This window comes from Paraburkholderia sp. GAS206C (assembly GCF_050435645.1).
Classification (GTDB): Bacteria; Pseudomonadota; Gammaproteobacteria; order Burkholderiales; family Burkholderiaceae; genus Paraburkholderia; species Paraburkholderia phenazinium_B.
Genome location: NZ_JBNDKR010000015.1, coordinates 23,492 through 37,264, shown reverse-complemented (window position 1 = coordinate 37,264; position 13,773 = coordinate 23,492). Strand labels below are relative to the sequence as shown.

The window sequence follows — 13,773 nt, the reverse complement described above, 5'->3', positions numbered from 1 at the left end:
TCTCTGCTTTTCTTGGCGCTTTCGCCTGGACTCATCTAGCCGGAGCCGCCGCCATGATGCGACAGCCATCACAAGGCAGCGAGCGAGGTTGACGTCAGCCCGTCCGTCGCAAATCCCGCCTCTGCGCTATCCTTAAACGCTTTCATCGACGCCCCAGCGGGAGAGCAGCTTGGATAACGCAGTAGTAGGTGTGGTAGGCACGGGCCTGATGGGCGTGGGTATTGCGACGCAGAGCGCGTTGCATGGATATCGGACGATCGTGCATGACGTCGACGCAGCGCGTCTCGCCAGCGTCGCGCCCAAAGCGGAAGCGGTGCTCGACGAACTGATCGACGCTGGCCGCATTGATGCAGCAGCCAAGCGCGCGGCCCTCGCGCGCATCGAAACGCACACTACGCTCGAAACGATGGCGGCCGCGCAATTCGTCATCGAAGCGATCCCCGAGGTACTGGAGCTGAAGCATCGCGTTTACGCGTCGCTCGCTCAACTGCTTGCTGACGACACCATTCTCGCCAGCAATACCAGCGGCTTTACTCCCGATCAGCTCGCCGCTCCATTGCGTCACAAAGAGCGCTTCCTGATCGCGCATTTCTGGAATCCTCCGCATATGATTCCGCTCGTCGAGGTGGTGCCCGGCACGCTCACTGACCCGTACGTTACCCAGCAGACGGTGGCCTTGATGAGCCGCATCGGCATGGAACCGGTTGTGCTGACGAAGGCGATACCGGGCTTTGTCGGAAACCGCCTGCAGTTTGCCGTGCTCCGTGAGGCGCTCAACATCGTGCGCTCGGGCGCGGCGACGCCGGAGGTGGTGGATCGTGTGGTGAAGGCTTCGCTTGGACGCCGCTGGGGTGTCGTGGGACCGCTCGAGGGCGCCGACCTCGGCGGCCTCGACACCTTCCTCGATATCGCTTCCCACTTGATGCCTGAACTCGCAAAAGATGAGGACGTACTCGATCTTTTACGCAAGCAGGTCGGTGTGGGGCGCGTAGGCGTTCGCAGCGGCGCCGGCTTTTATGATTGGGACGATGCGCATCTGGCGCAGGTGAAGGAAGGACGCAAAAAAGTGATTAGCCGCGGTTGATCCGCCGTGATCCGGATGGTCGATGCCGTGAAGCCCGAAGGGTTTGCGACACCGCTCCACAAACCAGGCCGCCAGACACGAAACCGGCGCCAGCCATGCAATTAACCCAAAAGTTCCAGACAACCGCTCCCTCCAACATGAACGACACCTACTTCTACGACCCGGCCACAGGCCACGGTCTCAAGCACGATCCGTTCAAGGCGATCGTTGCTCCGCGCCTGATCGGCTGGATCTCGACCCGCAGTGCTGCCGGCCACCTCAACCTGGCGCCGTACAGCTTCTTTGGCGCCTTCGCGACCTTCCCGGCCATCATCGGTTTCTGCAGTGAAGGCCGCAAAGACAGCATCGGCAATATCGAGGAAACCGGCGAATTCGTCTGGAATCTCGCCACCAAGCCGCTTGCCGAGCAGATGAACCGCAGCTCCGCACCGGTTGCCCCCGAGGTCGACGAATTCCAGCTCGCCGGACTCACGCCGGTGCCGGGCCGCAGCGTTTCGGTGCCGCACGTCGGCGAATCGCCCGCAGCGCTCGAATGCAAGCTGCTACAGATCGTGCGCCTGAACTCCCTCGACGGAACACCGATGGATAACTACCTCGCCCTCGGCCAGGTGGTCGGCGTCCATATCCAGAATGCCTATCTCAAGGACGGTCTGTTCGACACGCACGCGGCCCAGCCGATCATGCGCGCGGGCTATCGCGCCGACTATGCGCAGATCGGCGAGATGTTTCAGATGATCCGTCCGACTGCGTGAACCATTGTGGTTCGCCGGTTTGAAAATAGCCACCAGCGAAGCTGGAACGCTTGATGCTTGAAAACGGCGCTCACCGTGCCGTTTTCCTTGCCCGTTCATCTTCCTGGAGCGCGATCATGTCTACCGAATTCGCCACGCAGTTTTCGCATGTCCGTCCGCAAGACACTTCGTATGAGGACCAGGGCCTGCGCGACTTCTTTCTCTATCGCGATCTCGGTATCGCGCAAGCGACGGGAGGCAAGGTTCTGGCGCAACTCGTGAAGGCGAACCATGCACCAGAGCAAGGCACCGGCTGGCACCGTCATGAGGCCGATTTCCACATTGTGATCATGCTGAAGGGCTGGGCGCGCTTCATGTATGGCGAGAAGGAGACGCTTGTCGCCGCCGGCGATTGCGTCCATCAGGCGCCCGGCATCGTTCACTACCTGTTCGACTACTCCGAAGATATGGAGTACATCGAAATTGTTTCGCCTGCGGATTTCAAATCGATCGACGTGGAGGGGCCGTGCGACGTCCCGGCCGTCACGCCGTGGAAAGGCGTAACGGCTTGAACGTGGCAGAAATCGTATCAGGCCGCCGGTAGGGCGCAGGCAACGAAGCGTCTCCTACCGGTTCAACTCAAGCGACGTTGCTTCGTGGCGATGCCAGCGACGCTTTACCCGAAGATGACGCGTCCGCAGCCGCCGCCGTTACAGCAGATGCGGCTGGCGCGGCAATCGGCGCCGCTGCCACAGGCACCGGCCGGATCGCCTGTGCACGTGAGCTGACCGCGACCGCACGCGGCTCGTTGTCGTAGATCACTGCCCGCACACGTGGATAGATATGCCGCTCCCAACGATGGCCGTTGAACACCCCGTAATGGCCGACGCCCGTCTGCACATGATGGGTTTTCAGATAAGGCCGAAGCTTGTCGCACATATCTTGCGCCGCGAGCGTCTGGCCGACCGCGCAGATATCGTCCTTCTCACCCTCGACGGTTAACAAGGCCGTGCGGCGAATCTTCGACGGTTCGATCAGGCGTCCGCCCACCTCCAGCTCATGCAGCGGCAACGCATGGCGTTGAAATACGGTCTCGACGGTTTCCAGATAGAAATCCGCCGTCAGATCCATTGTTGCGAAGTATTCCTCGTAGAAGATCCGGATGGTGTCCGCCTTGGCCGGATCGCCTTTGGCGCGCTCGTAATACATCGTCTCGAACGAATCGAGGTGACGGCCAAGATTCATCGCCATGAACGCGTTGAGCTGCACGAAGCCGGGATACACGCGGCGGTGTGCGCCGGCAAAGCCGAACGGCACCGCGCTGATCAGATTGCGTTCGAACCATTCAATCGGCTTGCTCTTGGCGAGCGCGTTGACCTTGGTCGGATTGATGCGCGTATCGAGCGGTCCAGCCATAAGCGTCATGCTCGCGGGCTGCGCGGGATGGTCGTCCGCGGCCATCAGCGACACCGCCGCGAGGGCGGCAACCGTCGGCTGGCAAACAGCCAGCAGATGGGTACCGGGACCGATTGCTTCAACGAAGTCGATAATGTGCTGGACGAATTCCTCAAAGCCAAAGCGTCCCTGCGACAACGGGACGTCGCGCGGGTTGTGCCAGTCGGTGATGTAGACGTCGTGCTCGGCGAGCATCGTCTTGACGGTGCCCCGCAACAGGGTCGCGAAGTGGCCGGACATCGGCGCAATCACCAGCACGCGCGGCTGAGCGGGTGAGGGGGCCTGTTCCTTGCGGAAATGCAGCAGCGAGCAGAACGGCGTGCGCGCAGCAACTTCCTCGACAAGCTTGATGGGCTTGCCGTCCACCTCGATGGTGTCCAGCTCGAACGGTGGTCTCGAGTGCGTCAGACCGGCCAGCGTGATCAGGTCGCAAGACGCACGTAGCGAACGGCCGTGTGGCGTTTCGCTGAACGCCGGCCATGCGTTCAACGAATGATTGATAAGCGCCGCGCCGTGCCGGGCCGGAAGCATCAGGTCGGCAAACGCCTGGTAAGCGGGATATGCGAACAGGTTCATAGCCTTCGCACGAATGCCCAAAAGGAAGGAGCCCGAATAGAGGCAATACGTGTGCCAATGCGCCAGGCAGTGCCCGGCACCCGCCCACGCTGGCATAGCATTTGCACCATTGCGAGCAGGGTGCTGGTTTTGCCGCGGTTTGGTGCGCGCACGCACCACAGCGTGCATAGGGCGACCCGACACCATGGGCAGCACAGACAGGGCTCCCGCTTAGGAGGAGATTGGTATGGCGAATACGACGCTCACCATCAGCAGCAAGAACTATTCGTCATGGTCCCTGCGGGGCTGGCTGCTGACGAAGTTCAGCGGATTGCCTTTCGAAGAGATCGTGATGCCGGTGGATGACCCCAGCGCGCGCGCCGAACTGCTCCTGCTTTCGCCATCGATTCTAGTGCCTTGTCTGTTTCACGACGGCATCAAGGTGTGGGACACATTGGCGATAGCCGAGTATCTCAACGAGGTGCAGCCCGATGCGAAGCTGTTGCCGGACGACCGGCGCGCCCGGGCGCACTGCCGGGCGATCAGCGGCGAGATGCATTCGGGGTTTGGTTCGTTGCGCTCGGCACTGCCCATGAACCTCAAGGCGCACTTTCCAGGTTTCAAGGTGTGGGCACGCGCGCAGTCCGACATCGACCGGATCGTCGCAATCTGGCGCGAGTGTCTCGAGCAATACGGCGGCCCTTATCTGTTTGGAGAACGTAGTGTCGCCGATGCGATGTATGCACCTGTGGTGACCCGCTTTGTCACCTATGACGTCAAGCTTGACCCGGATATCGTCGAATACGGACAGCGCATCCTCGCGCTGCCGGAGATGCAGCAATGGATCGCCGACGCGCAGCAGGAAATCGACGAGATCGATGAGCTGGACGTCGAATTCTAAGCACCCTCACAACTTCGCGTTTCGCTTCAGACCCGGCACACGTCGGACGGCAGGGCTCCGGATCAATCCCGACGCCCTGCGTCCAGCTTGAACACGCTCACCACCTGCGCGAGCCGTGCGGCTTGATCGCGTAGTTCTGCGGCGGCCTGTTCTGCGTTGCCGACAATCGCGGCGTTCTGCTGGGTCGCTTCGCCGATCTGCGTAACGGCGATATTCACCTGTTCGATGCCGCCCGACTGCTCGCGCGACGCGACGCTAATTTCACCCATGATCGCGCGCACCTGGCCGACCCGTTCAACGATGCCATGCATCGTCGCGCTCGCCTCTTCGGCGATCTTGAAGCCACTTTGAACCCGCGCGGTCGATTCGCCGATCAGCGCTTCGATTTCCTTCACGGCAGCAGCGCTGCGTTGAGCAAGTGCACGCACTTCGGATGCGACCACTGCGAATCCCCGGCCGTGTTCGCCGGCGCGCGCGGCTTCGACCGCTGCATTCAGCGCGAGGATATTGGTCTGAAACGCAATGCCCTCGATCACGCTGGTGATGTCGGATATTTTCTGCGAAGAGCGCGTGATGTCGCCCATCGTCGAGACGACGCGTTCCACTGCGCGGCCGCCTTCCAGTGCTGCTTCAGAGGCGCTCGTCACGAGTGTATTGGCCTGTGCGGCGTGGTCCGCGTTCTGCTGGACGTTCGACGTCATCTGTTCCATGCTCGCGGCAGTCTCTTCGAGGCTGCTCGCCTGCACGGCGATGCGCGAGGCGATATCGCCGCTGTCGGTGGCGATCTTCGCGGTGCCTTGCGTCATGTCGGACGACGCATTGCGCACCTGGACCACAATGCGCGCGATGCCCTCGCCGATGCCGTCTATCGCCAGCATCAAGCGTCCGATCTCATCGGCGCGGGCGCTGTTCCCATCCACGAGCCGCACGCTCAGATCGCCCGCGGCAAGACGCTCGGACGCCTTGGCGGCTTCCTCGATCGGACGACTTACCAGACGCCGCACGGCGATCAGGAAAGCCACGGCGAACGCGACGACCAGCGCGAGGCCAATCAGCAGGAAGCGGTTACGGGTCGCTTTGACCTCGGCCATCACTTCATCGCGCGGTGCAATCCCACCCACCAGCCAGTGCCATTCCGGCACCGTGGCAAACGACACATATTTGTCTTGCGCCGAGCTCTCGCCGAGTGTCGCGTCGGCCGAGCGGTATTCGAGCTGGCCTTGCTGCATGTCGAGCATCTGCTTGTACGGTGCGGTGGTGTCGTCGGCGAGCTGGCCGGCGGCGGCCGGATGCACGAGTAACTTGCCGCGGTCCGCACCGTTCGACGCGTCGAGCACGAAGTAATAGCCGCTGTCGCCGATCTTGAGCTGACGGATGCCGTCTTGAACCGACTGGATCTGCGCGCCCACGTCCACGCCGACGAAGAACGCGCCGATCACCTTGCCGCTGGCGTCCGTGATGGGCCGGTACTGCGTGATGTAACGCTTGCCGAACAGCGTGGCGAGACCGGTGAAGGTTCTGCCTGCAACGATCAGACCGTAGGCCGGGCCTTTACGGTCGAGCAGCGTGCCGATGGCCCGGCTGCCGTCCTGCTTCTTCAGCGACGTGGTGACGCGCACGAAGTCGTCGCCGGTGCGCGCGAATACGGTGGCGATGGCGCCGCTGCTTTGCAGGAATTGGTCGGGGATCGAGAAGTCCATATTGAGGACTTTGTCGCCGGCTTTAATGGTGGGTGTCGCGACGCCGTTGATGTCGACTTTCTGCGATTCGTCGAGCGTGTACGTGGCCGGCAGCAGACTGGCGAATAGTGTCATCGAACGGCCAACTTCGGCTGACAGACCCTGGTTGAACAGGGCGATCATTGCGGCGATCGAGCGGTCTTTCTCGGCAATACGGGCCAGCACCTGCTCGCTCACCTGTTCGCCGGCCGAGCGGGTCAGCGCCCACGTGAACGCGGCAAAGATCAGCGCGACCAGCGTGCACGAAAGCATGGCGAGCCTGGCCCCGACGCTGGCGCGACGCAAAGAGAGTAGTTCCATGGGTTTCTGCGGGTAAGAAGATGAGAGGAATAGAGCGCAGCCGTGCGCCGATACAAAGTGCGCCCTTGCTCTTTTTACGGCAGATCAGGTGATTTCTTGAGGTCGAAAACGTTTGCAGCGGGGAGGGATACAACTCTGGACAGCGCAAGCTGCGGGCGCAGATGAAAAGCCCAGCCCCGACGATTTTGGAGGAGTGATTTAGTCTATGTTGACAAAATAAGGCCTATATTTAGTCAGGATAGACCAATTCTGTTTGGGCTGGAAACTTGATTAACTGTAAAATTTGGTCTATGTTGGTCAAATAACCCGCCTAATTTGTCAACATAGACCTATGCGACGCCAGAACAAGGAATTTGTCTCCCCGGACTTGAGACGCCGCTCCGAAGCGCTAGGTTCGGCAATCTCCGCGGCTCGTATTGCCCGGAACATGAGTCGACAGGACTTTTCAGAGAGGGCCAGCATCAGTCCGAGCACGCTGATGCGAATAGAGAGAGGTGACGTGTCGGTCAATTTTCTGGCGTGGCTTCAGGCCTTGGAACGAGCCGGCTTGCTTGGGCTGCTTGAGCCCTTGTCGCTTCCGCAAGCCGACGTCGTAGGGGAGTCGAAACGAAAGGCCGAGGCGCGCAAGCGGCCTCGCAGGAGCAAGGTAAAGGATGATCCGTACGACTTCTGAAGTAACGGACTGGACGAAAACTGTCTTCATCTGTCTCGACGGCGAGAGTGGGGCCGTTCCCGCCGGCCTGCTTACCATCTATGAGCAGGGTATCAGGCCCGTGCGTTCAACTTTCGTATATGGAAACCGATACCGGGAGCGCAAAAACGCGATTGCCGTCGACCCTGAAAGCCTGGCGCTGGCCGAAGCGAACCGAACAGGTAAGCCTGTCACGTTCGAACCGCCGGCGGGGCTCGCTCTCTTCGGCGCCATAAGGGACGCCGCACCCGACTCGTGGGGACGGCGCGTAATCGAAAACAGTCTCGACGCCGAACCGAATTCGCTGCCTGAGACTGACTACCTGGCCCACGCAGGCCCGCACAGAACAGGAGCGCTCGACTTTCGAGACTCGCCAACGGCCGCAGCGCAAATCGGCAAACTGCCCGACGCGAAAGACCTGAAGTATCTGCTCGATGCGTCCGCGATGATTCAGGAGGGCAGACCTGTACCGCGCAATCTCGACGTGTACTTTACGGTTGGCGCAACATTTGGTGGCGCGCGGCCTAAAGCCGTCGTGCTCGACAAGGCGCGGCAGTGGGTGGCCAAGTTCCCGGCAATCAATGACGGGTTCAACGTGCCGCTGATCGAGAAGGCAACATTGCAACTCGCGCGTCAATGCGGCCTGCGCGTGCCGGATCTCGCGCACGTGCGGCTTGCCGATGGGCGCGATGTGATGCTGATCGAACGCTTCGACCGGTTACCGTTAGCAACAGGCGGGTTCGCACGCCGTCATATGGTCAGCGCGTTGACGATGTTAAGGCTGCACGAGAGCGATACAGCGGTGGCGCGGTACGCCGATCTCGCCGAGGTTCTGAACAATCATGGTGCGAGCGGATTTGTTGCGCTCGATAAGGTCGAGCTTTTCAAGCGGATGGTGTTCAATGTGCTCGTGTCGAATGACGACGATCATTTGCGCAACCATGCATTCGTTTGGGACGGTGCAAGGAACGGGTGGCGCTTGAGTGACCTGTACGACGTAGTGCCGAAACCTCAGGTCGCCACACAACGATATCTGGTTCTTGGCGTCGGCCAGAAAGGCCGGCTCGCTACGCTCGAGAACGCGCTTTCTGCTGCCGGCCAGTTCGGTATCCTGGCCGGCGACGCTGTGGCATACATCAATGAGATCGCGAGCGTCGTGCGTGAGTGGCGAACCTGGTTCGACGAATATGGCGTGCCGCAAAGTGAATGCGACAAGGTGGCGAGCGCTTTCCGCAACCCTAAAGACATAGGGCTCGCGCACATCAAGTAGTCGTCTTTGCGCCGCGCCAGGTTCGCAACAACAGCGCATTGGTCACGACGCTCACGCTTGAAAACGCCATCGCCGCGCCTGCCAGCATGGGGTTCAGCAAGCCGAACGCGGCAAGCGGAATGCCGATCAGGTTATAGACGAACGCCCAGAACAGGTTCTGCTGAATCTTGCGCCAGGTGCGGCGCGAGATGTCGATTGCGTCGGCGACGAGTGCGGGGTCACCGCGCATCAGCGTGATACTCGCGGCATGCATGGCGACGTCTGTGCCGGTCGCCATGGCAATGCCGAGGTCCGCGGCCGCGAGGGCCGGGGCGTCATTGATGCCGTCGCCTGCCATCGCGACTATGCCGGCGGTGCGGATCTTCAGATCGCGGATCACACGCGCTTTATCCTCGGGCAACACGTGGGCGTGGAATTCGTCGATACCGAGCGCCGCCGCGACGCTGGCCGCGCTGCCCTCGTTGTCGCCGGTCAGGAGCACGCTACGGATACCCATTTGCTTGAGGCGTTCGATCGCCGCGCGTGCACTCGGCTTGATGGTGTCGCCAAAGGCGAGCAAGGCAAGCGCTTGTGCGGGCGCGGCGTTGGCGTCTTCACTGTTCGCATGGTCCGCGTAGCTCATCAGCCACGAGACAGTGTTGCCTGCGTGTTCAAGTTGTTGGGCGCGGGCGGCGAGTTCGGGTGTCAGCACGATGCCCAGTTCCTTGAGCCAGCGGCTGCTGCCGATCGCGATAATCCGGCCGTCGATCTCGGCTTCGACGCCACGTCCCGGCACAGCGCGCGCCTTGGAGGATGCTCCAAGGAGGGAGCGGCTGGAAGAGGTCGCTTCGGAGTTCGCCCCGGAGGCCACGGCCGCAAGGGCGTGGCCGGACGCGGCATCCTCGCGGCGCGTGTCTTCATAAGCCTTGACCACTGCCCGCGCAAGCGGATGATCGCTATCCCGCTGCACGGCCGCCGCCAATGCGAGCGCCTCGTCGCGCGCCGTGCCGATCGGCTCGAACGCCGTCAGCGACGGTTGTCCCACGGTCAAGGTTCCGGTCTTGTCGAACGCGACGAGGTTCACTCGATGCGCGATTTCCAGCGCTTCGGCGTCCTTGATCAGCACTCCGTGGCGCGCAGCTACACCGGTGCCCGCCATGATCGCTGCGGGCGTCGCCAGGCCCAGCGCGCACGGGCAGGCAATCACCAGCACGGCGACCGCGTTGAGGATCGCAGTTTCGACGCCCGCGCCGGCGATCAGCCAGCCGACTAGCGTGAGCAACGCAATTACCAGAATCGCAGGTACGAAAATCTCGCTTACCCGATCCACCAGCCGCTGGATCGGCGCCTTTTCGGCCTGCGCCGTTTCGACGAGGCGAATGATCCGCGCCAGCGTGGTCTCCGCGCCGATCGCCTTCGTCGTGATGGTGATCGCGCCCTCGCCGTTGATCGAGCCGGCCGTGACCGGGTCGTCCGGCTGCTTCGGCACGGGCAGGCTCTCACCGGTAATCAGCGATTCGTCAATGTGAGTCCGGCCTTCGAACACCGCGCCATCGACCGGCACCCGTTCGCCGGGTCGCACGACGACGATCATGCCGACCCGCACCTGCGCCAGCGGCAACTCATGTTCCTTCTCGCCGACGCGGATGCGTGCTCGCTCGGGCCGCAACGCGTTCAACGCGCGGATCGCGTCGGTAGTTTGACGCTTGGCGCGCGCTTCCAGCCACTTGCCGAAGCGCACGAGCGTAATCACGACCGCCGAGGCCTCGAAGTAGAGATGTGCCGCGCTGCCCGGATGGGCGACCAGTTCGTAGACGCTGATGCCGTACGCCGCCGACGTGCCGAGCGCAACCAGCAGGTCCATATTTCCCGCGCCGGCCCGCACTGCACGGTACGCAGCCCGGTAAAACCGCGCGCCGAACGCAAACTGGACGACCGTGGCGAGCGCGAACTGTAGCCATGGGGGCACCATCGCGCCGATGCCGTGCGGTGCGAAGCTGCCGCCGAATCCTTCGCCGATCATCGGCAAGACGAGCGGCAGCGTCAGCAGCGCGGAGATCACGACGGCTACGAGTTCGCGGCGGGTTCGGTCCTCGGCGCGGTGTGCGCTGGAAGTTGCCGCGGCCGCCGCGGCTTCTTCGACAATCGGTGTCGCCTGATAGCCGGCCTTGGTCACCGCGGCAATGAGCGCATCGACGCCGGTGGCCGCATCGCTCAGATTGACGGTCGCCTTTTCAGTCGCAAGATTGACCGACACGCTCGCGACGCCTGGCACTTTAGCCAGCGCCTTTTCGACCCGCGCCGAGCACGAAGCGCAGGTCATGCCGCTGATTTCGAGTTCTGCGCTGGCCTGCGTCGCGGCTTCGGGAATGGAAAGATCAGTCATGGTTTGGGCTCGGGCGGCATGTGGCCGCATCATGAGTCCCAGTATTCACCTTCCCATGATGGGAAGGTCAAGGGCTAATATCGGCCAAAATAATGACCGGGGCCAGACCGCGCGCCAAACCACATTTAAAACGCCGGTGGTGCGTTCAGCATTGCCTCGGCGACAGCCTCCTGCGCCTCGCCGCCGCCGGCCAGCAGCGCATCGACCGCGCCACGCCGGTCGCGTGCTTCCTTGTTCTGACCCAGCTTCCATTTGCCGACCAGCCGCGTAACTTCGATCTCGATTCCAACGATGGCCCCGAGCATTTGGGAAATATAGTCAGCCGGTGCGTCCCCCATCTTCCAGGGCCGCGGCTCATTGGCCTCCATCGCGCGGGTGAGCCGCGCCACAAGTCCGCGGACGAACGCTTCATCGTCGCGTACGACGATCTTGCCGTGGGCGTGAACCACCATGTAGTTGTACGTCGGCACCTGACGGTGCGCCTCGTGCTTGCTCGGATACCAGTTCGGCGAAATATAGGCGGCCGGTCCCTGGAAAATCACCAGCGTGTCCGGTTGCGAAGCCACTTCCTGCCAGACCGGGTTGGCCCGCGCCACGTGCGCCCGCAACGTGCCATGCGAACCTTCGGCCGGTGCGAATTCGAACGGCAGATGATTCGCGTCCAGACCGTTGGGACCGGTGGTCACGAGCGTGCCGAACGGCTGATCGGAGATGAGCTGATGAAGAACCTCTGGACGGTTCTCTTCGAAATGGGCAGGGACGTACATGGGCGCTCCGGGGGCGTGAAGGTGCGAGTTGTGCAAAAGGTGCGGTTGTGCCTTTGCGCTTGCTAGCTGTCAAGGATACGATACAACCCGTTGTTGTCGGGATCGAGATATGTGGCGAGTTCGCGGGGGCTTGGGAACCACGTGGGCAGAGCCGCCGCCGACCGACGCCTGTCCCTGGACCGAACGTTCTGCCACCTGAACGAATGATAAAAAATCGCCGAACACTGTTTTCGCTTCATTGGACCTGCGCTTCGTTCGCAGGCTTCGCCTTTCTCGCCGGCTGTGCCTCGACTCACACCGACGCACCCAAGCCCACCGGCTGGATCAAGGACGAGGTGGCCGACTCCTACGTGTTCGGCTACCCGCTGGTGCTGATGGAAGTGGCGCGCGATGTCGCGGTCGGCACCGATCCGGGTCAGGCGCCCCTCAATGCGCTGCGCCACGCGCAGGCGTTGCCGCCGGTCGGCTCGGCGAATCCGCCCACACCCGGTATCGACACGTTCGATTCGAGCGGCTGGCTCGACTTGAGCGCGGAACCCGTGATCCTGACGCTGCCCGATTCGCACGGCCGCTACGTCGATGCCCGCACGCTCGATATGTGGACCAACGTGGTCTGGTCGACCAGCGCCCAGATCGGTCCGCGATCCAGCGGGATCAGGGAGCAGGCGATCGCCTTTGTCGGTCCTGGCTGGCAGGGCGATTTGCCGGCGAACGTCAAACGCGTTGACGTGCCGACCCGCAACGCGTGGGTGACCGTGCGGATCCAGTCGAACGCCGGTCGCGACGTCACGGCGGTGCGCAAACTGCAGCGCGGCATGCGTCTCGTACCATTGAGCGCGTACGCGAGCGATAAGCGTTCGGCGTCGATCGCGCCGGGCGGCAACGCCGCGGCTGCTGCGGCGTTGGCGGCATCCGGATCGCCGGCCGCGCAGGTTGCCGCGCTCGACGCGAGCGGCTTTTTCAACCGGCTTGCGCAGGGGTTGCAGGACAACCCGTCCGTGCCTGACGATCCGCACGCATTGAAGATCCTCGCCGACCTGGGCGTGAAGCCTGGTGAGCCGGTCGAACTGCCGAACGCCAAGGACGTTATTACCGAGGGGATGGCCGACGGCCGTGAGCGTGTGGTGACGCCTCCGCCGAATCTGCTGAGCGTGAACGGCTGGAGCTGGTTCGGTGACGGCGTCGGCAACTACGGTCCGGATTACGCGTTACGTGCTTACGCAGCCTACGAGCAGCCGGGTATCGGCACGAAAGACGACGAAGTGCGCGCCACGGTCACGCTGGATAGCGACGGCCACGCGTTGAATGGCGCCAACCGGTATGTGATCCATTTCGCGCCGAACCAGTTGCCGCCGGTGCGCGGCTTCTGGTCGATCACGGCCTACACGAAGGAAGGCGCGCTCGGTGAAAGCGCGCCGGCACGGCTTGCCGTCGGCGATCGCAACGGCGCGCACCGCAACCGGGACGGATCGCTTGACGTGGTGGTGTCGTCGGCGCACGTGCGGGCGGCCAACTGGCTGCCGGCGCCGCGCACCGACCTTCAACTCGTGCTGCGACTCTACGCACCCAAGCCGCAAGCCACCGACGGCACCTGGCAACCGCCCACCGTCGTACGTCAATGATGACGGGGTGTGCATCGCGCCATTGCGATGCACACCTTCGCTGCTTCCGCAGCAGCGCCGTCAAATAGCCCGCAAATCAATTGTTTCCGAACCCGCAACGCGGGTTCGCAGCGTTGCAAAGATTGTCACAAACGCGTGACTAAACTTTGTGCTCGCGCGCGCCCATGCGCATCGGGTGTTTGTTTGCTTTCGGCTTACATTTCTATCCCGCCTACGTCTCACGACATATACTTGCCCGAGGCAGGACTCCAGTTATCGCGGCGGGCTTGCCGCCGCATCACCCATGACCGAGC

11 protein-coding genes are annotated in these 13,773 nt (G+C 62.5%); 7 read left to right on the top strand and 4 right to left on the bottom strand.

Annotation, left to right across the window (positions count from 1 at the left end):
• The first annotated feature begins 208 nt into the window (after nucleotides 1-208).
• The 3 genes from P3T20_RS33630 to P3T20_RS33620 all read left to right on the top strand — a co-directional run bounded on the left by P3T20_RS33630 (nucleotide 209) and on the right by P3T20_RS33620 (nucleotide 2,387).
• A complete protein-coding gene (locus P3T20_RS33630) occupies nucleotides 209-1,084 on the top strand; it encodes a 3-hydroxyacyl-CoA dehydrogenase family protein (protein ID WP_254369070.1) in 876 nt (291 codons plus the stop codon).
• 137 nt (nucleotides 1,085-1,221) lie between these two features.
• Complete coding sequence (locus P3T20_RS33625) at nucleotides 1,222-1,836, top strand: flavin reductase family protein (RefSeq protein WP_074266652.1); 615 nt, start codon at nucleotides 1,222-1,224, stop codon at nucleotides 1,834-1,836.
• A gap of 116 nt (nucleotides 1,837-1,952) precedes the next feature.
• Nucleotides 1,953-2,387 carry a cupin domain-containing protein gene (locus P3T20_RS33620; RefSeq protein ID WP_074266651.1) on the top strand — a complete coding sequence of 145 codons (435 nt, stop codon included), beginning with the start codon at nucleotides 1,953-1,955 and terminating at the stop codon, nucleotides 2,385-2,387.
• A gap of 67 nt (nucleotides 2,388-2,454) precedes the next feature.
• Here the strand turns inward: P3T20_RS33620 and P3T20_RS33615 are convergent, their stop codons facing one another.
• Nucleotides 2,455-3,846: a polyhydroxyalkanoate depolymerase gene (locus P3T20_RS33615; protein WP_074266650.1), complete on the bottom strand. Its 1,392-nt coding sequence runs from the start codon at nucleotides 3,844-3,846 to the stop codon at nucleotides 2,455-2,457.
• Nucleotides 3,847-4,072: 226 nt separating this feature from the next.
• Between P3T20_RS33615 and P3T20_RS33610 the strand changes: the two genes are divergently transcribed.
• Nucleotides 4,073-4,726 (top strand): glutathione S-transferase family protein, encoded by a 654-nt coding sequence (locus P3T20_RS33610; RefSeq protein ID WP_074266649.1) that lies wholly within the window; start codon nucleotides 4,073-4,075, stop codon nucleotides 4,724-4,726.
• A 62-nt stretch (nucleotides 4,727-4,788) separates the two neighbouring features.
• On the opposite strand, the gene P3T20_RS33605 is transcribed toward P3T20_RS33610, so the two are convergent.
• Nucleotides 4,789-6,765 (bottom strand): methyl-accepting chemotaxis protein, encoded by a 1,977-nt coding sequence (locus tag P3T20_RS33605; protein WP_074266648.1) that lies wholly within the window; start codon nucleotides 6,763-6,765, stop codon nucleotides 4,789-4,791.
• Between the two features lie 331 nt (nucleotides 6,766-7,096).
• Here P3T20_RS33605 and P3T20_RS33600 point away from each other — a divergent pair, with 331 nt between their 5' ends.
• Together P3T20_RS33600 and P3T20_RS33595 are read left to right on the top strand one after the other, a co-directional pair.
• Nucleotides 7,097-7,438: a helix-turn-helix domain-containing protein gene (locus tag P3T20_RS33600; RefSeq protein ID WP_143787632.1), complete on the top strand. Its 342-nt coding sequence runs from the start codon at nucleotides 7,097-7,099 to the stop codon at nucleotides 7,436-7,438.
• On the top strand, nucleotides 7,419-8,726 hold the full coding sequence (locus P3T20_RS33595) for a type II toxin-antitoxin system HipA family toxin (RefSeq protein ID WP_074266646.1): 1,308 nt from the start codon (nucleotides 7,419-7,421) through the stop codon (nucleotides 8,724-8,726). Before P3T20_RS33600 ends, P3T20_RS33595 begins: the two co-directional genes overlap by 20 nt.
• Here the strand turns inward: P3T20_RS33595 and P3T20_RS33590 are convergent.
• Nucleotides 8,719-11,091, bottom strand: coding sequence for a heavy metal translocating P-type ATPase (locus P3T20_RS33590; RefSeq protein ID WP_254368935.1), 2,373 nt, complete (start codon nucleotides 11,089-11,091; stop codon nucleotides 8,719-8,721). The genes P3T20_RS33595 and P3T20_RS33590 overlap by 8 nt on opposite strands.
• 125 nt (nucleotides 11,092-11,216) lie before the next feature.
• Nucleotides 11,217-11,858: an FMN-binding negative transcriptional regulator gene (locus P3T20_RS33585; RefSeq protein WP_074266645.1), complete on the bottom strand. Its 642-nt coding sequence runs from the start codon at nucleotides 11,856-11,858 to the stop codon at nucleotides 11,217-11,219.
• A gap of 203 nt (nucleotides 11,859-12,061) precedes the next feature.
• On the opposite strand from P3T20_RS33585, the gene P3T20_RS33580 reads away from it, so the two are divergent.
• Nucleotides 12,062-13,480 carry a DUF1254 domain-containing protein gene (locus tag P3T20_RS33580; protein WP_074266644.1) on the top strand — a complete coding sequence of 473 codons (1,419 nt, stop codon included), beginning with the start codon at nucleotides 12,062-12,064 and terminating at the stop codon, nucleotides 13,478-13,480.
• The last annotated feature ends 293 nt before the right edge of the window (nucleotides 13,481-13,773 follow it).

Excerpts from the sequence above, each read along its gene's own strand:
- P3T20_RS33630 (WP_254369070.1), top strand. The coding sequence starts at position 209 with ATGGGCGTGGGTATTGCGACGCAGAGCGCGTTGCATGGATATCGGACG.
- P3T20_RS33625 (WP_074266652.1), top strand. The coding sequence starts at position 1,222 with ATGAACGACACCTACTTCTACGACCCGGCCACAGGCCACGGTCTCAAG.
- P3T20_RS33620 (WP_074266651.1), top strand. The coding sequence starts at position 1,953 with ATGTCTACCGAATTCGCCACGCAGTTTTCGCATGTCCGTCCGCAAGAC.
- P3T20_RS33615 (WP_074266650.1), bottom strand. The coding sequence starts at position 3,846 with ATGAACCTGTTCGCATATCCCGCTTACCAGGCGTTTGCCGACCTGATG.
- P3T20_RS33610 (WP_074266649.1), top strand. The coding sequence starts at position 4,073 with ATGGCGAATACGACGCTCACCATCAGCAGCAAGAACTATTCGTCATGG.
- P3T20_RS33605 (WP_074266648.1), bottom strand. The coding sequence starts at position 6,765 with ATGGAACTACTCTCTTTGCGTCGCGCCAGCGTCGGGGCCAGGCTCGCC.
- P3T20_RS33600 (WP_143787632.1), top strand. The coding sequence starts at position 7,097 with ATGCGACGCCAGAACAAGGAATTTGTCTCCCCGGACTTGAGACGCCGC.
- P3T20_RS33595 (WP_074266646.1), top strand. The coding sequence starts at position 7,419 with ATGATCCGTACGACTTCTGAAGTAACGGACTGGACGAAAACTGTCTTC.
- P3T20_RS33590 (WP_254368935.1), bottom strand. The coding sequence starts at position 11,091 with ATGACTGATCTTTCCATTCCCGAAGCCGCGACGCAGGCCAGCGCAGAA.
- P3T20_RS33585 (WP_074266645.1), bottom strand. The coding sequence starts at position 11,858 with ATGTACGTCCCTGCCCATTTCGAAGAGAACCGTCCAGAGGTTCTTCAT.
- P3T20_RS33580 (WP_074266644.1), top strand. The coding sequence starts at position 12,062 with ATGATAAAAAATCGCCGAACACTGTTTTCGCTTCATTGGACCTGCGCT.